Origin of the sequence: Gemmobacter aquaticus (assembly GCF_007859075.1) — a bacterium.
GTDB classification, from domain to species: domain Bacteria; phylum Pseudomonadota; class Alphaproteobacteria; order Rhodobacterales; family Rhodobacteraceae; genus Gemmobacter; species Gemmobacter aquaticus.
This window is the reverse complement of sequence record NZ_VOAK01000011.1, coordinates 1,061,110-1,077,604: the sequence shown is the minus strand read 5'-3', so window position 1 is coordinate 1,077,604 and position 16,495 is coordinate 1,061,110. Positions and strand designations below refer to the sequence as shown.

The following is a 16,495-nucleotide window of genomic DNA, read 5'->3' as shown; positions in this document are numbered from 1 at the left end:
TGATCAATCGCAGTCTAGCCTGCCGGCAGGAGATTGATCCGACATGGGAGAAAACCAATGAAAAGACTGCTGCTTGCCACCGCAGCCACTGCTCTGGTCGCCGGTGCGGCCCAGGCCGAGGACGTGAAGGTCGGGGTTCTGCTCGGCTTCACCGGCCCGCTGGAAACCACCGTGCCGAACATGGCCGCGGGCGCCGAACTGGCCATCAAGGAAGTTTCGGATTCGGGCAAGTTCATGGGCGGCTCGACCGTGACCCCGGTGCGCGGCGACACCACCTGCGTTGACGCCGCCGCAGCACAATCTGCGGCCGAGCGTCTTGTGACCTCTGAAAAGGTTGCCGGCATCGTCGGCGGCGACTGCTCGGGCGTGACCGGCGCGGTTCTGCAAAACGTTGCGCGCCCGAATGGCGTGGGCATGATCTCGCCCTCGGCCACCTCGCCCGCACTCTCGACCGCTGAAGATGACGGCCTGTTCTTCCGTACCGCGCCGTCGGACGCGCGTCAGGGTGAGATCATGGCTGACATCCTGTCGGAGCGTGGCGCCAAGGAAGTCGCGGTGACCTATACCAACAACGACTATGGCAAGGGCATGGCTGACGCCTTCGCTGCAGCCTTCGCAGCCAAAGGCGGCAAGGTCACGCTGGCAGCCCCGCACGAAGACGGCAAGGCTGACTATTCGGCCGAAGTCGGCGCTCTGGCCTCGGCCGGTGGCGAAGTACTCGTGGTTGCGGGCTACGTCGACCAGGGCGGCAAGGGCATGATCCAGGGTGCAGTCGATTCCGGTGCCTTCTCGACCTTCTTCCTGCCGGACGGCATGTATGGCCAAAGCCTTGCCGATGCCATCGGCGAGCCGCTGAACGGCTCGTACGGCTCGGTCCCCGGCACCGACAGCCCCGGCAACGCCAAGTTCCTGGAAATCGCCAAGGCCGCAGGCTTTGACGGATCGACCGCCTATTCTGGCGAAAGCTATGACGCGGCTGCGCTCATGCTGCTGTCGATGGCCGCTGCCAACTCCACCGGCGGCAAGGACTGGTCTGCCAAGGTCATGGACGTGGCCAATGCACCGGGCGAGCAGGTCTTCCCCGGCGAGCTTGCCAAGGCGCTGGAACTGATTGCCGCTGGAACCGACATCGACTATGTCGGCGCGACCGCGGTGGAGATGATCGGCGCTGGTGAAAGCGCTGGCAACTTCCGTGAGTACGAGGTCAAGGACGGCAAGCTGGAGACGGTAAAATACCGCTGATCGGCCCGGCCTGAAACAATCGGCTTTGGCCCGGGCTGTCTGCCCGGGCCTTTGCCTTACATAAGCCTTCAGGCAAAATGCTGCGATCGGGGCTAACCCCGGCCAGTGCGCCTGGGATTGGGGGACATGGATGATCCGTGTTGAAAACCTGCACCGGCACTTCGGCGGTTTCCGCGCCGTTGACGGTGCAACGCTGGAAATTCGCAAGGGCTCTATCACCGGGCTGATCGGTCCGAACGGCGCGGGAAAATCGACGCTGTTCAACGTGATCGCCGGCCGCCTGCCGCCGACTTCGGGGCGTGTGGTCATGGATGGCGAGGACGTGACCGGCCTGCCGCCGCATGAGCTTTTCGCCAAGGGTCTGCTGCGCACCTTCCAGATCGCGCATGAATTCGGCTCGATGACCGTGCGGGAAAACCTGATGATGGTGCCCGCGATGCAATCGGGCGAGACGCTGTGGAACGCCTGGTTCAACCGGGGCCGCGTCGCGCGTGAAGAGGCGGCGATCCGCGCCAAGGCCGACGAGGTGTTGGAGTTTCTGACCATCAGCCATATCGCCGACCTGAAGGCCGGGCAGATCTCGGGCGGGCAGAAGAAACTGGTCGAGCTTGGCCGCACCATGATGGTCGATGCCAAGATCGTGTTCCTGGACGAGGTCGGCGCCGGTGTGAACCGCACCCTTCTGAACACGATCGGCGATGCGATCCTGCGCCTGAACAAGGAACGCGGCTACACCTTCTGCGTGATCGAACACGACATGGATTTCATCGCCCGCATCTGCGACCCGGTCATCTGCATGGCCGAGGGCAAGGTGCTGGCACAGGGCACGGTTGACGAAGTGAAGAACGATGAACGGGTGATCGAGGCCTATCTGGGCACCGGTCTGAAGAACAAGATCAAGGAGGAAGCCGCCCATGGCTGAACCCTTCCTGATCGGTGAGGCGATGACCGGCGGCTATGGCGGTGCGGATATCTTGCACAGCTGCACCATCGCCGTTGAAAAGGGCGAGATCGCCGTCATCGTCGGCCCCAATGGAGCCGGAAAATCGACCGCGATGAAGGCGGTATTTGGCATGCTCAAGCTGCGCGAGGGCCATGTGCGGCTGGATGGCGAGGATATCACCGCGCTGACCCCGCAGGCGCGCGTCGCCAAGGGCATGGGCTTTGTGCCGCAAACCCACAACATTTTCCCCTCGATGACGGTCGAGGAGAACCTTGAAATGGGCGCCTTCATCCGCACCGATGATTTTGCCGATACCGTGGCGCAGGTGTTCGACCTGTTTCCGATCCTCAAGACCAAGCGCAACCAGCCGGCGGGCGAGCTTTCGGGCGGCCAACGCCAGCAGGTCGCCGTTGGGCGCGCGCTGATGACCCGCCCCAAGGTTCTGATGCTGGACGAACCCACGGCCGGTGTTTCGCCCATCGTGATGGACGAACTTTTTGATCGGATCATCGAAATCGCCCGCACCGGCATTTCCATCCTGATGGTCGAACAGAATGCCCGTCAGGCGCTGGAAATCGCAGACAAGGGCTATGTCCTTGTGCAGGGCGCCAACCGTTTCACCGACACCGGCAAGGCCCTGATGGCCGACCCCGAAGTGCGCCGTTCGTTCCTGGGGGGCTGAGGCTATGGATATTCTCAACGCCCTTGTGGCCTTCCTCAACTTCGTCTTCATACCGGGCCTTACCTATGGCGCGCAGCTTGCGCTTGGCGCGCTTGGCGTGACGTTGATCTACGGGATCCTGAGGTTCTCCAACTTCGCGCATGGTGACACGATGGCCTTTGGCACCATGGTCACCATCCTTGTGACCTGGTGGTTCCAGTCGATTGGCATCACGGCGGGCATCCTGCCGACCGCGCTTCTGGCCCTGCCCTTCGGGATTGCCGCCACGGCGGCGCTCGTGCTTGCCACCGACAAGGCGGTCTATCAGTTCTACCGCCGACAGAAGGCCTCTCCCACCATCCTTGTCATCGTGTCGATGGGCGTGATGTTCGTGATGAACGGCATCGTGCGCCTGATCATCGGGGTGGATGACCAGAACTTTGCCGATGGCGGGCGCTTCCTGATCTCGGCGGGTGAGTTCAAGTCTGCAACCGGCCTTGCCGAGGGGCTGGCGATCAAGGGCACGCAGGCCGTGACGGTGATCACCGCCTTTGTCGTAGTGGCCGCGCTCTTCTGGTTCCTGCAAAAGACGCGGACCGGAAAATCCATGCGCGCGTTTTCCGACAACGAGGATCTTGCGTTGCTGTCGGGCATCAACCCTGACCGCGTGGTGCAGGTCACCTGGATCCTGGCCGCTGCACTTGCGACGATTGCCGGGGTTCTTTACGGGCTGGACAAGAGCTTCCGCCCCTTCACCTATTTCCAGTTGCTGCTGCCGATTTTCGCCGCGGCGATTGTGGGCGGCCTTGGCAGCCCGCTGGGCGCCATCGCGGGCGGGTTCGTCATCGCCTTTTCCGAGGTCGTCCTGACCTATGCGTGGAAAAAGGTCGTGACCTATGTGCTGCCTGAAAGCCTCGCGCCCGACGGCTTGCTGCAACTGATGGCGACCGACTACAAGTTCGCGGTCAGCTTCGCCATTCTGATCCTGGTTCTGCTGTTCATGCCGACCGGCCTCTTCAAGGGGAAATCCTTCTGATGTCGAAGAATGCAAAACTCTTCCTCGGCGTCGCGGTGCTGTATCTGGCAACCGGGCTGCTGATTTCGTGGAACCAGGCGCTGTTCATCCTGAACTTCGCGCTCGTTTCGGCCATCATGGCCCTGGGCGTGAACATCCAGTGGGGATATGCGGGCCTTTTCAACACCGGGATCATGGGCTTTGCGGCCCTTGGGGGCCTCTCTGTCGCGCTGGTGGCCACGCCCCCGGTGCGTGAGGCCTGGGCTGCTGGCGGCACAGGAATTCTCGCAGGTCTTGGCATCGGTCTTGCGACCCTTGCGGCGGGCATCACCCTCTGGAAACGGATGGTGCCGGGGCGCAACCGTGCCCTTGCACTGACGCTGGTGCTGCTTGCGGGCTTCGTGATCTTTCGCATGGTCTTTGATCCTGCGGTGACGGCGGTCGAGGCGGTCAACCCGTCCGTCTCGGGCAACCTCGGCGGCCTCGGGCTGCCCGTTCTGCTGGCATGGCCGCTTGGTGGTCTGTTGGCGGCGCTCGCGGCCTGGGGGATCGGCAAGACCGCGCTCGGCCTGCGTTCGGACTATCTCGCCATTGCGACACTCGGTATCGCCGAGATCATCGTCGCCGTGATGAAGAACGAAGACTGGCTCGCTCGTGGCGTCAAGATGATGAACGTCCAGCAGCGCCCCTGGCCTGTCCCGTTTGAGGTGGACCTGCAGGCGAACCCGACCTTCCTGAATCTTGCGAACTCGCTTGGCTTCGATCCGGTCACCGGCTCGTCGATCCTTGTGAAGCTGACCTACATGGCAATGATCCTTGCGGTCCTTGCGGGTATCATCTGGCTGTCGGAGCGCGCCTTGAACAGCCCATGGGGCCGGATGATGCGGGCGATCCGCGACAATGAGGACGCAGCCCGCGCCATGGGCAAGGATGTGACGCGGCGCCATCTGCAGGTGTTCATCCTCGGCTCGGCACTGGCGGGGGTTGCGGGGGCAATTCTCACCTCGATGGACGGGATCCTGAACCCCGGCACCTATCAACCGCTGCGATTTACCTTCCTGATCTGGGTGATGGTCATCATCGGCGGGTCGGGCAACAACTGGGGTGCCGTTCTGGGCTCGTTGCTCATCGGCTGGCTCTGGCTGATCGTCGAGACGTTGGGACCGACCGTGATGTCGGGCATCACGGCCGGGATGGCCGACGGGCCGCTGAAGGCGCATCTGGTGGACAGCGCCCAGCATATGCGGCTTCTGACCATGGGTGTGATCCTGCTTCTGGTGCTGCGGTTCAGTCCGCGTGGCCTGATCCCCGAGAAGTAAGATGAAGGGCGCCCTGCGGGGCGCCTTTTGCGTTCGGAGACTGCGATGCAAGACGCGCTGATGATCCTGATACTGGCGGGCGGCGCATCATCGCGGATGCGCGGCGCTGACAAGCTGCTGGAACGGATCGACGACCAGCCGCAACTGGCGCGTATCGCGCAGGCGGCACTGGCGACTGGTTTGCCCGTTCGCGTGGCGCTGCCCCCCGACCGCCCGGACCGTCACGCGGCGCTGCGTGACAGTCCCGTGCAAGTTGTCATCGTCCCTGACGCTGCAACGGGAATGGCTGCATCGATCCGCGCAGGCGCGGCCGGGTGGCAGGGCGCAGTCATGATCCTGCCCGCAGACATGCCAGAGATCAGCACGCAGATGATCGTGGAGATGGTCGGGGAGCACCGGGCCCATCCGGACATGATCCTGCGCGGCGCATCGGGCACGACGCCCGGACATCCGGTGATCTTTCCTGCAGACCTTGTACCCCTTCTGCAAAACCTGTCAGGCGACAGAGGCGCGCAACCGATCCTTGCGGCGCATGCCGGACGGCTGCATCTGGTGCCCCTGCCCGGCCAAGCCGCGCTCACCGACCTCGACACCCCTGAGGACTGGGCGCAGTGGCGCGCGCAGAGGGGCGAATAGACCGGGACCCGACAACCGTTTGTGCATCTAACCCACAACGAAAACGGGGCTCGCCGATCTCGACGAGCCCCGTTTTACTGTTATCAGAGCACCACCGCCTCAGCTACACCCGCTCGTTCCGCCGCAGGTGTTGCACTTCATGCAGGTGCCGTTGCGGACGAGTGTGTAGTTGCCGCATTCGCCGCAGGCCTCGCCCTCGTAGCCCTGCATCTTGGCCTTGGTGCGCGCGTCCATCGACACCGACCCCGTCGAAAGCGCAGTCGAGCTGCCCATGGTGCCGGTCGCAAGACCCGCATCGGGCAAGAGCATGGTCAGCGCCGAGGCGTCGCCCGAAAGCGCGGTCGCCCCCATCGCACCCATCCCACCCTGCAGCACGACAAGCTCTTGCGGCAGCCGCTTGCGCAGATAGCCGGTCGAAGAGATCTGGCGCAGCACTTCCAGCGACTTCGACGCAGCGCTTTCGCTGACTTGCTCGACGTTGCTTTCGCGGCGCCCCTCGCTCACACCGCCGCCCAGCTCGTCAAAGCTCGCGCCTTTCGGGGCGACATGGGCAAGATCGGTACGGTCCAGATAGCTGACCGCCAGTTCGCGGAACACATAGTCGAGGATCGAGGTCGCGTTCTTGATCGAGTCGTTGCCCTGCACCATGCCGGCAGGTTCGAACTTGGTGAAGGTGAAGGCGTCGACGAACTCTTCTAGCGGCACGCCATATTGCAGGCCAACCGACACCGCGATGGCGAAGTTGTTCATCATCGCCCGGAAGCCCGCGCCTTCCTTGTGCATGTCGATGAAGATCTCGCCCAGCGTGCCGTCCTTGTACTCGCCGGTCCGCAGATAGACCTTGTGGCCACCCACAACCGCCTTCTGGGTGTAGCCCTTGCGGCGCTCTGGCAGCTTTTCGCGGTGGCTGCGGACGATTTCCTTGACGATCACCTTCTCGATGATCTTCTCGGCCAGCGTCACGGCCTTTTCTTGCTGCGAGCCGTTCAGCAGCACCTCTTCAGCCTCTTCGTCATCCTCAACCAGTGCGGCGGCAAGCGGCTGCGACAGTTTCGATCCGTCGCGATAAAGCGCATTCGCCTTGATGCCGAGGCTGTGCGACAGCTCATAGGCGGCCAGCGTTTCTTCGATCGTGGCCGAGTTCGGCATGTTGATCGTCTTGGAGATCGCGCCCGAGATGAAGCTTTGCGCCGCAGCCATCATGGTGATGTGGCTGTTCACGCTCAGATACCGGGTGCCCTTCTTGCCGCAGGGGTTGGCGCAGTCAAAGACCGACAGGTGTTCGGCCTTCAGGAAGGGGGCGCCCTCCAGCGTCATCGTGCCGCAAACGTGGTCATTGGCAGCCTCGACCTGCGACTTGGTGAAGCCCAGATGGCGCAGAAGGTCAAAGGTCGGATCAGCCAGCTTGTCTGCCGGGATGCCCAGCGTCAGCTTGCAGAAGTCCTCGCCCAGCGTCCACTGGTTGAAGACAAAGCGGATGTCGAAGGCCGAGGGAAGCGCCGCCTCGATCTTCTCGATCTCACGCGGGCCAAAGCCGTGGCCGATCAGCGCGGTGTGGTTGATGCCGGGGCAATTGCCCAGTGTGCCGTGGCCTACGGCATAGGCCACAATCTCGGCAATCTGGCCCGAGGAATAGCCCAGCTTTTCAAGCGCCGCCGGAACCGACTGGTTGATGATCTTGAAGTAGCCACCGCCGGCCAGCTTCTTGAACTTGACCAGCGCGAAGTCAGGCTCGATGCCGGTCGTGTCGCAATCCATCACCAGACCGATGGTGCCGGTGGGCGCGATCACCGTGGTCTGTGCATTGCGATAGCCGTTGGCCTCGCCCAGGCTCAGCGCGTCATCCCAGGCGGATTTTGCAAGCGCGACCAGTTCCGGCTGCGGGCAGTTGGCCGCATCCAGCGGCACCGGCGCGACGTTCACGCTTTCATAGCCCTCGGCATGGCCATAAGCCGCGCGGCGATGGTTGCGGATCACCCGCAGCATATGCTGCGCGTTGCGTTGGTACCCAGAAAACGCGCCCAGTTCGCCCGCCATCTCGGCCGAGGTGGCATAGGTCACGCCAGTCATCAGCGCGGTCAGCGCACCGCACATCGCGCGGCCCTCGTCGCTGTCGTAGCCCAGCCCCATGTTCATCAGCAGGCCGCCGATATTGGCATAGCCCAAACCGAGCGTGCGGAAGTCATACGAAAGCTGCGCGATCTCTTTCGACGGGAACTGCGCCATCATCACGCTGATTTCCAGCGTCACGGTCCAGAGCCGCGTGGCATGGACATAGGCCTCGGCGTCAAAGCGACCATTGTGGAAGAAGGTCAGCAGGTTCATCGACGCCAGGTTGCAGGCGGTATCGTCGAGGAACATGTATTCCGAGCAGGGGTTCGACCCACGGATCGGCCCATCCTCAGGGCAGGTGTGCCAGGCGTTGACCGTATCGTGGAACTGGATGCCCGGATCGGCACAGGCCCAGGCGGCATGGCCCACCTGATCCCACAGATCACGCGCCTTGATGGTCTTGGCGACCTTGCCATCAGTCCGGCGGATCAGTGCCCAGTCAGCATCATCTTTCACCGCCGTCAGGAAGGCATCCGTCACGCGGACCGAGTTGTTGGAGTTCTGGCCCGAGACAGAGATATAGGCCTCTGAATCCCAGTCGGTATCGTAGGTCGGAAACTCGATCGAATCGAAGCCCTGCCGCGCGTATTGCAGCACGCGGTTGATATAGGTCTCGGGGATCATCGCCTTTTTGGCGGCGCGGATCGCGGTTTTCAGCGCGTCGTTCTTGGTGGCATCCGCCGCATCGACGGCGCTGCCATCCCAGGTGCGGATCGCGGCAAAGATCGCGTTCAGATGCACCTCGTGCATTTTTGACCCGGCGACCAGCGAGGCCACCTTCTGTTCCTCGATGACCTTCCAGTTGATGAACTGTTCGACATCCGGGTGATCCATGTCGCAGATCACCATCTTGGCCGCGCGCCGCGTCGTGCCGCCCGACTTGATCGCACCCGCGGCACGGTCACCGATCTTGAGGAAGCCCATCAGCCCCGAGGACTTGCCGCCTCCCGACAGCTTCTCGCCTTCGCCGCGCAGGCTGGAGAAGTTGGTACCGGTGCCAGATCCGTATTTGAAGAGACGCGCCTCACGTACCCACAGGTCCATGATACCGCCTTCGTTCACCAGATCGTCCTTGACCGACTGGATGAAGCAGGCATGCGGCTGCGGGTGTTCATAGGCGCTGTCCGACTGAGTCAGCTTTCCAGTGCGGTAATCGACGTAGAAGTGGCCCTGCCCCGGACCGTCGATGCCATAGGCCCAGTGCAGACCGGTGTTGAACCATTGCGGGCTGTTCGGCGCAGCCATCTGGCGGGCCAGCATATAGCGCATCTCGTCGTAATAGGCGCGAGCATCGGCCTCGGTGGTGAAGTAGCCACCCTTCCAGCCCCAATAGGCCCAGGCACCAGCCAGACGGTCGAACACCTGCTTTGCCGAGGTTTCGCCCACGATCCGTTGATCCTGCGGCAGCGCGGCCAGCGCCTCGTCATCCGCGACCGAGCGCCACAGGAATTCGGGAACGCCCTTCTCGCGCACGCGCTTCAGTGCGGCGGGGACGCCAGCCTTGCGGAAGTATTTTTGCGCCAGCACGTCAGAGGCCACCTGGCTCCAGCCTTCGGGCACCTCGACGGCGTCGTTGCGGAACACGACCTTGCCATCAGGATTGCGAATTTCGGAAGTGGTGGTTGTAAAAGCCATCGCGCCATAGGCGCCGGTCGTTTCCGTCGTGAACTTGCGCTCGATCTTCATCTGCCCCGTCGTCCCGCTGTTACCGCGCATTCGCGCAGGTGTTGTTTCAACCGCCTGATGCCAGACAGACACGCGCCCGTCCCGACGGAACGACCGTCGGGTTGCCCCGGAATCCCAGCGGGGCAATCAGAAAGGGTAGGTCTGCCTCCCGTGCCCGCCACTAAATCTGGTGGTTCACGACATCGCGATGACAAGGTGTCGGAAATTCTGGCGCGCATCAATCAGAAAATTTGTCGCGCAACCATATATTGTGTGTTGACGGTGAAGCGGGACACTACTCATGGCGCCTGCGCCCGATTCAGCCCCCCTGTGACCACCCCTGTGGATGACCGGTGGAAAACCCGCAACAGGGTGCGGTCTGCCTTCTCTCGAACCCTCTTCTTTCGCAAGATTTCAGCCGGCCGTGGGCAAAATCAGCCGCATCTCCAAGGCTGTGGATAACTTTCCTGCCACGGAACATGAACCGATTCTTCCTCGCCTGCATCGCGTCGGGGCCGTGCCTCATATGCCATCCCAGGTTTCGCAGCCGATTCTCCGGCCCCAGATCTGTGGCGACTTTCACTTGCCTGCCCGATGGACTAGAGAGGTCCAGTCGCCCCAATCAGGGGCCAAGGCCTTGGTGGCGCCACGCTGCCTGCCCCAAACCACCGGATCCGCCATGCACGAACCACGCGACAACCTTCGGGGCATCCTGTTGATGATCGCCTCCATGGGCGGATTCGCGATCGAGGATATGTTCATCAAATGGGCAGCCGCCGGCTTGCCCACCGGGCAGATTCTTCTGATGCTTGGCGTCGTCGGCACACCGGTCTTTGCCCTGATGGCCAAACGCGAGGGCAAGGCGTTCTTTGATCGCGACTTCCTTCACCCTGCCCTGATCTGGCGTAATCTGGGCGAGATGGTCGGAACCCTTGGCTTCGTGACGGCACTGGCCCTGACGCCGCTGACAACCGCGACGGCGATCTTTCAGGCGGCGCCGCTGGCTGTGACCCTGGGTGCGGCGCTTTTCCTGGGCGAGCAGGTCGGCTGGCGGCGCTGGACGGCCATTTCTCTGGGCTTCATCGGCGTCCTGATGATCATCCGACCGGGATTTGAGGGTTTTGCCCTCGCATCCCTTTGGTCGGTGCTGGCCGTCTTTGGCCTGTCGGTGCGCGATCTCGCGACGCGCAAGATACCCGGCACCATCTCGACCATGCAGGTTTCGGCCTGGGGCTTTCTTTCGGTGGCGGTGCTGGGCGCGCTCATGCTTGCGGTGACGGGCGGCGCCCGTATGCCCACCCTCGCGCAAACGGGCTACATCGGCGGCGCGCTTCTTTTCGGGATCACCGCTTACTGGGCGATCACTCAGGCGATGCGCCTCGGCGAGATCTCGGTCATCACGCCCTTCCGCTATTCGCGCCTCGTCTTCGCGATGGTCATCGGCATGGTCGTCTTCCGCGAACGCCCCGATGCGGTGACCTTTGCGGGTGCTGCTTTGATCATCGGTTCGGGCCTTTACACCTTCGCGCGTGAGCGTTTGCGCAAACGCGCCCTTCCCACATCGGATGACGCAGGATAAAGACACCCCCGAGAGCACCCGTTCCCCCGGAGGAATCCATGAGCACGATCATCGACATCCACGCGCGCGAAATCCTCGACAGCCGCGGCAATCCCACTATCGAGGTGGACGTGACGCTGGAAAGCGGCGCCATGGGCCGCGCAGCAGTTCCCTCGGGCGCATCGACCGGCGCGCATGAGGCCGTTGAGCGCCGCGACGGCGACAAATCCCGCTACATGGGCAAGGGCGTGCTTGAGGCCGTGGCCGCCGTGAATGGTGAGATCGCCGAAGAACTGATCGGGTTCGACGCGACCGAGCAGGTCGGCATCGACCGCACCATGATCGAAATGGACGGCACGCCGAACAAGGGCCGCCTTGGTGCCAACGCCATTCTTGGCGTCTCGCTCGCCGTGGCCAAGGCTGCCGCCGAATACACTGGCCAGCCGCTCTACCGCTATGTCGGTGGCACCGCTGCCCGCGTTCTGCCGGTTCCGATGATGAACATCATCAACGGCGGTGAGCACGCCGACAACCCGATCGACATTCAGGAATTCATGATCATGCCGGTTGCGGCATCGAACATCCGCGAGGCTGTTCGGATGGGCTCCGAAGTGTTCCACACCCTGAAGAAAGAGCTGTCGGCGGCGGGACTTTCCACCGGCATCGGCGATGAGGGCGGCTTTGCGCCGAACCTGTCGTCGACCCGCGCGGCGCTGGACTTCATCCTGAAGGCCATCGAGAAAGCTGGCTACAAGCCGGGCGAGGATATCTACCTCGCGCTCGACTGCGCCTCGACCGAATACTTCAAAGGCGGCAAGTATGAGATGAAGGGCGAAGGCCTCTCGCTCACCTCGGCCGAAAATGTGGAATATCTCGCCAAGCTCTGCGGCGACTATCCGATCATCTCGATCGAGGATGGCTGCGCCGAAGATGACTGGGACGGCTGGAAGCTGCTGACCGACCGTCTGGGGAACAAGGTGCAACTGGTGGGCGACGATCTGTTCGTGACCAACCCGCGCCGCCTTGCCGAAGGCATCCAGAAGGGCGTTGCGAACTCGATGCTCGTCAAGGTGAACCAGATCGGCTCGCTGACCGAAACGCTGCAGGCTGTCGATATGGCGCATCGCGCGCGCTATACCAACGTCATGTCGCACCGTTCGGGCGAGACCGAGGATGCGACCATCGCCGACCTCGCCGTGGCCACCAACTGCGGCCAGATCAAGACCGGCTCGCTGGCCCGCTCGGACCGGCTCGCGAAGTACAACCAGCTGATCCGTATTGAGGAAATGCTGGGCGAGATCGCCGAGTTTGCTGGGCGCAGCATCCTGAAGGGCTGACCTTCGCAGGATCGGAACAAGAAGCGGGGGCCAGTGGCCCCCGTTTTCGTTTGTGGTGCCTGCCTTGAGTGCGAAGTGCCTGACAGACATGAAAATGGGGGCAAACTGCCCCCATATTGCCCATCGCGCACGCCAACTGTTCGGGGCGCCGCGCTGAACCTGTCGCGATCAATCCTCGGCGGTGGCTTCGGCGCGGCTCTTGCCTGCCACATCCATCGCCAGCGTCGCCTGCATGAACCGGTCCAGATCCCCGTTCAGAACGCCATCGGTGTCCGATGTCTCGACCCCGGTGCGCAGGTCCTTCACCATCTGGTAGGGCTGCAGCACGTAAGAGCGGATCTGGTTGCCCCAACCTGCGTCGCCCTTGGCTTCATGCGCCGCGTTGATCGCCGCGTTCCGCTTGTCGAGCTCCATCTGGTAGAGCCGCGATTTCAGCGCCTTCATGGCGATGTCCCGGTTCTGGTGCTGCGACTTTTCCGAACTGGTGACCACGATTCCGGTGGCAAGGTGGGTGATCCGCACGGCCGAATCGGTGGTGTTCACGTGCTGACCGCCTGCACCGGACGAACGATAGGTGTCGATGCGGATCTCGTTCGGCAGGACCTCGATCTCGATATTGTCGTCGACCACCGGATAGACCCAGACCGACGAGAACGACGTATGCCGCCGCGCCGCGCTGTCGTAGGGCGAGATCCGCACCAGACGATGCACACCCGATTCCGACTTGAGCCACCCATAGGCGTTGGGGCCGCTGATCTTGTAGGCGACCGACTTGATGCCCGCCTCTTCCCCTTCCGAGATCGACTGCAGTTCGACCTTGTAGCCCTTCTTCTCCGCCCAGCGGGTGTACATCCGCGCCAGCATGCTGGCCCAGTCGCAGCTTTCGGTGCCGCCGGCGCCGGCGTTGATCTCGAGGAAGGTGTCGTTGCCGTCGGCCTCACCGTCCAGAAGCGCTTCAAGCTCTTTCTCGCGCGCGGTTTCCACCAGGGCCTTGATTGCGGCTTCGGCCTCGGCCACCACCTCGTCGTCGCCTTCTGCCTCGCCCAGTTCGATCAGCTCGATATTGTCATTCAGACCCGAGGCGATCATCTTGTAGGTGCCCACCGCGTCCATCAGCATCTGACGCTCGCGCATCAGCTTTTGCGCCTTTGCAGGGTCGTTCCACAGATTCGGGTCCTCGATCATGGCGTTGAATTCTTCAAGCCGATGCGGGGCCGTCTCGTAATCCATACGCTGCGCCAGAAGGGCCAGCGACTTGCGGATGGCATCGGCTTGGTTCTGGGTTTCAGCGCGCATTCGTTCTGCTTTCAGTCAATTGATCTGGTCCGGCGCGGGTTCATACCCCGAGCCGCGCCGCCCGACAAGGGAGCGGCCGGCACGGGATGCACAACGCCGGGGGTGTCAGTATAGCCCGCCCGAGGAAACGGTACCGAAATCGGCCTTCTTGGGGATGACTTTGGTCTGGCCGGTCGAGGTGGTGACTGCCGATCCACCATCGGTTTCGCCCACGGTGAACAATGGCAGGTTCTCTCCCATGCCAAAGCCGCCGTCCACAAGCAGCCCGTCAAACGCCGAATCCTGACCTTCACGGAAGTATTCAGAGATGACGTTGGGACCCGTGGCATCTTCGGGCAGGCGCACGCCGGTAAAGCGGTCGATCTTGGCGAAGTAGCCGCCCGGCGGCACGCGGAACTCGGCCCCGCCGTACTTCTTGATGGCGGTGCGCATGAAAGTCTCGAACACAGGGCCGCAGAGACCGCCGCCCGAAGCCTTGCCACCCAGTGTGCGCGGGTTGTCGTAACCAATGTAGCAGCCAGCCGCGATGTTTGAGGTATAGCCAATGAACCAGACGTCCTTGGCATCGTTGGTGGTCCCGGTCTTGCCCGCAACGGGCACCGGCAGGTTGATGCCCTGCGCCGTGCCGCGCAGCACCACGCCCTCCATCATAGAGGTGATCTGATAGGCGGTCACAGGATTGATGACCTGATCGCGCGTCGAGGTGATGCGCGGTGCGGTCCCTGCAGGCAGGATCGCGGCATCGCATTCCACGCATTTGCGCGGATCATGCTTGTACACCGACTTCCCGTAACGGTCCTGCACACGGTCGACCAGCGTGGGCTCCACCCGCTCGCCCCCGTTGGCGAACATCGAATAGGCGGCAACCATCTTGAACAGCGTCGTCTCCTGGCTGCCCAGCGAGTTCGACAGGAAGGCCTGCATCCGGTCATAGACGCCAAAGCGTTCGGCATAGCCCGCAACCACGTCCATGCCGATCTCCTGCGCGATACGGACGGTCATCAGGTTCCGCGACTGCTCGATCCCGGTGCGCAGCGGCGTGGGGCCATAGAACTTGTTCGAGGCGTTCTTCGGCCGCCACAGGCCCTGCGGCGTGTTCAACTCGATCGGCGCGTCGACCACGATCGTCGCAGGCGAGAAGCCTGAATCGAGCGCTGCGGCATAGACAAAGGGCTTGAAGCTGGAGCCCGGCTGACGTGTCGCCTGTGTCGCGCGGTTGAAAACCGAGTCCTGATAGGAGAAGCCGCCCTGCATGGCCAGCACGCGGCCCGAATAGACGTCCATCGCCATGAAGGCGCCCTGCACTTCCGGCACCTGACGCAGCGACCAGCGCACGAAGCTTCCATCCTCATCCTTGGTCACGGCGCGCACCAGAACCACGTCTCCGACCTCGACCAGGTCGGACGCGGCGTTTGCCTTCTTGCCAAGTTTGCCGTCTGCAAGGCGCTTGCGCGCCCAAGTTACGTCCTCGGCCGGAATGAAGTGCCCGTCCTCATCTTCTTCTACGCCCTCGATGCCAATGCGGGCCGAGCTTTCGCCGAGTGAGAGGACGACAGCCGGGTGCCAGCCTTCGATGTCGCGCGGCACCTCGACCTTGGAGAGCGCCTCGCGCCAGGTGGCCTCGCTGCCCAGCTGATCTGCGGGAATGGTCTTACGCGTGCCACGCCAGATGCCCTGGTTGCGGTCATACCGCTCAAGCCCCTGACGCAGGGCCACAGCCGCTGCCGCCTGCAATTCGGGGTCAACCGTGGCTCGCACGGCCAGACCGCCCGAGAAGAACTCTTTCTCGCCGAAGCTGCCCGAAAGCTGGCGGCGGATTTCATCGGTAAAGTAGTCGCGCGGCGGCAAGGTGGTGCGGAAGGCCGGATAGTCGCCGTTCTGCACCGATTGCAGCGGCAGCGCGCTTTCGGCCTTGTAAGTGGCCTCATCCAGATAGCCGTTCTGCCACATCTCGCGCAGCACGGCGTTCCGGCGTGCGAGAACCTTGTCGTGATCTCGCACCGGGTGCGAGCGCGCAGGCTCACGCGGCATGGAGGCAAGGGTTGCCGCCTCATGCGGGGAAAGTTCGGTCAGCGGCTTGTTGAAATAGGTCAGCGCCGCAGCGGCCACCCCATAGCTGTTCTGGCCGAGGTAAATTTCGTTCAGATACAGTTCAAGAATGCGGTCCTTGGGCAGCGCCTGAACCAGACGGGTGGACAGGATCAGTTCCTTGATCTTGCGCTCGGCCGTCCGGTCGCCGGACAGAAGGAAGTTCTTGGCCACCTGCTGCGGGATCGTCGAGGCGCCGCGCAGGCGACTGCCGGCCATCGCATCCTTCACGGCCGAGGCCATGCCCATCACATCAAAGCCCGCGTGGGTGTAGAAGTTCTTGTCCTCGGCGCTGATGAAGGCGTGCTTCACCACGTCGGGGATATCCTCGATCGCCACGAACAGCCGACGCTCTTCGGCAAATTCGTCGATCATCCGGCCTTCGCCATCATAGATGCGGCTAATGACCGGCGGGCGGTATTGCGTCAGGCTCTCATGGCTTGGCAGGTCGCGCGAATACATCCAGAAGACGCCGCCAACAGTCAGCGCGGCGAACAGCAACCCCAGGGTCACCAATGTGAAGATGGCCCCGAAGAATGACCCGATGAACCGAAACACGCTTTGTCCCCTGATGCGCCCAAGGCCCCCATATAGGAGCAAGCCAGCCCAAGGTCAAAACACAA

Annotated in this window: 11 protein-coding genes; 8 read left to right on the top strand and 3 right to left on the bottom strand. The window is 62.9% G+C overall.

All coding sequences use genetic code 11. From position 1 onward, the window contains the following. The first annotated feature begins 57 nt into the window (after positions 1–57). From FQU74_RS07415 to FQU74_RS07390, 6 genes are all read left to right on the top strand, one after another. On the top strand, positions 58–1,242 hold the full coding sequence (locus FQU74_RS07415; protein ID WP_146285763.1) for an ABC transporter substrate-binding protein: 1,185 nt from the start codon (positions 58–60) through the stop codon (positions 1,240–1,242). Positions 1,243–1,372: 130 nt separating this feature from the next. Then, positions 1,373–2,164 (top strand): ABC transporter ATP-binding protein, encoded by a 792-nt coding sequence (locus FQU74_RS07410; protein ID WP_146285762.1) that lies wholly within the window; start codon positions 1,373–1,375, stop codon positions 2,162–2,164. Then, positions 2,157–2,867, top strand: coding sequence for an ABC transporter ATP-binding protein (locus tag FQU74_RS07405; protein WP_146285761.1), 711 nt, complete (start codon positions 2,157–2,159; stop codon positions 2,865–2,867). The genes FQU74_RS07410 and FQU74_RS07405 overlap by 8 nt, the downstream gene beginning before the upstream one ends. A gap of 4 nt (positions 2,868–2,871) precedes the next feature. After that, on the top strand, positions 2,872–3,882 hold the full coding sequence (locus tag FQU74_RS07400; RefSeq protein WP_146285760.1) for a branched-chain amino acid ABC transporter permease: 1,011 nt from the start codon (positions 2,872–2,874) through the stop codon (positions 3,880–3,882). Next, entirely contained in the window at positions 3,882–5,180 is a 1,299-nt protein-coding gene (locus FQU74_RS07395) for a branched-chain amino acid ABC transporter permease (protein WP_146285759.1), read from the top strand. The genes FQU74_RS07400 and FQU74_RS07395 overlap by 1 nt, the downstream gene beginning before the upstream one ends. Positions 5,181–5,225: 45 nt before the next feature. Further along, entirely contained in the window at positions 5,226–5,816 is a 591-nt protein-coding gene (locus FQU74_RS07390; protein ID WP_146285758.1) for a nucleotidyltransferase family protein, read from the top strand. 99 nt (positions 5,817–5,915) lie between these two features. On the opposite strand, the gene FQU74_RS07385 is transcribed toward FQU74_RS07390, so the two are convergent. Further along, positions 5,916–9,614 (bottom strand): vitamin B12-dependent ribonucleotide reductase, encoded by a 3,699-nt coding sequence (locus tag FQU74_RS07385; protein ID WP_146286237.1) that lies wholly within the window; start codon positions 9,612–9,614, stop codon positions 5,916–5,918. Positions 9,615–10,272: 658 nt separating this feature from the next. Between FQU74_RS07385 and FQU74_RS07380 the strand changes: the two genes are divergently transcribed. After that, complete coding sequence (locus tag FQU74_RS07380; RefSeq protein ID WP_146285757.1) at positions 10,273–11,172, top strand: DMT family transporter; 900 nt, start codon at positions 10,273–10,275, stop codon at positions 11,170–11,172. 38 nt (positions 11,173–11,210) lie between these two features. After that, positions 11,211–12,488 (top strand): phosphopyruvate hydratase, encoded by a 1,278-nt coding sequence (gene eno, locus FQU74_RS07375; RefSeq protein WP_146285756.1) that lies wholly within the window; start codon positions 11,211–11,213, stop codon positions 12,486–12,488. Positions 12,489–12,656: 168 nt separating this feature from the next. Here the strand turns inward: eno and prfB are convergent, their stop codons facing one another. Further along, on the bottom strand, positions 12,657–13,784 hold the full coding sequence (gene prfB, locus FQU74_RS07370; protein WP_146285755.1) for a peptide chain release factor 2: 1,128 nt from the start codon (positions 13,782–13,784) through the stop codon (positions 12,657–12,659). A 105-nt stretch (positions 13,785–13,889) separates the two neighbouring features. After that, positions 13,890–16,430, bottom strand: a complete 2,541-nt coding sequence (locus FQU74_RS07365; RefSeq protein WP_146285754.1) for a penicillin-binding protein 1A — start codon at positions 16,428–16,430, stop codon at positions 13,890–13,892. Positions 16,431–16,495: the final 65 nt, after the last annotated feature.

Bases quoted from the DNA above. Each gene is read 5' to 3' on its own strand.
- prfB (WP_146285755.1), bottom strand. From the start codon at position 13,784: ATGCGCGCTGAAACCCAGAACCAAGCCGATGCCATCCGCAAGTCGCTG.
- FQU74_RS07410 (WP_146285762.1), top strand. From the start codon at position 1,373: ATGATCCGTGTTGAAAACCTGCACCGGCACTTCGGCGGTTTCCGCGCC.
- FQU74_RS07390 (WP_146285758.1), top strand. From the start codon at position 5,226: ATGCAAGACGCGCTGATGATCCTGATACTGGCGGGCGGCGCATCATCG.
- FQU74_RS07415 (WP_146285763.1), top strand. From the start codon at position 58: ATGAAAAGACTGCTGCTTGCCACCGCAGCCACTGCTCTGGTCGCCGGT.
- FQU74_RS07400 (WP_146285760.1), top strand. From the start codon at position 2,872: ATGGATATTCTCAACGCCCTTGTGGCCTTCCTCAACTTCGTCTTCATA.
- eno (WP_146285756.1), top strand. From the start codon at position 11,211: ATGAGCACGATCATCGACATCCACGCGCGCGAAATCCTCGACAGCCGC.
- FQU74_RS07385 (WP_146286237.1), bottom strand. From the start codon at position 9,614: ATGAAGATCGAGCGCAAGTTCACGACGGAAACGACCGGCGCCTATGGC.
- FQU74_RS07380 (WP_146285757.1), top strand. From the start codon at position 10,273: ATGCACGAACCACGCGACAACCTTCGGGGCATCCTGTTGATGATCGCC.
- FQU74_RS07395 (WP_146285759.1), top strand. From the start codon at position 3,882: ATGTCGAAGAATGCAAAACTCTTCCTCGGCGTCGCGGTGCTGTATCTG.
- FQU74_RS07405 (WP_146285761.1), top strand. From the start codon at position 2,157: ATGGCTGAACCCTTCCTGATCGGTGAGGCGATGACCGGCGGCTATGGC.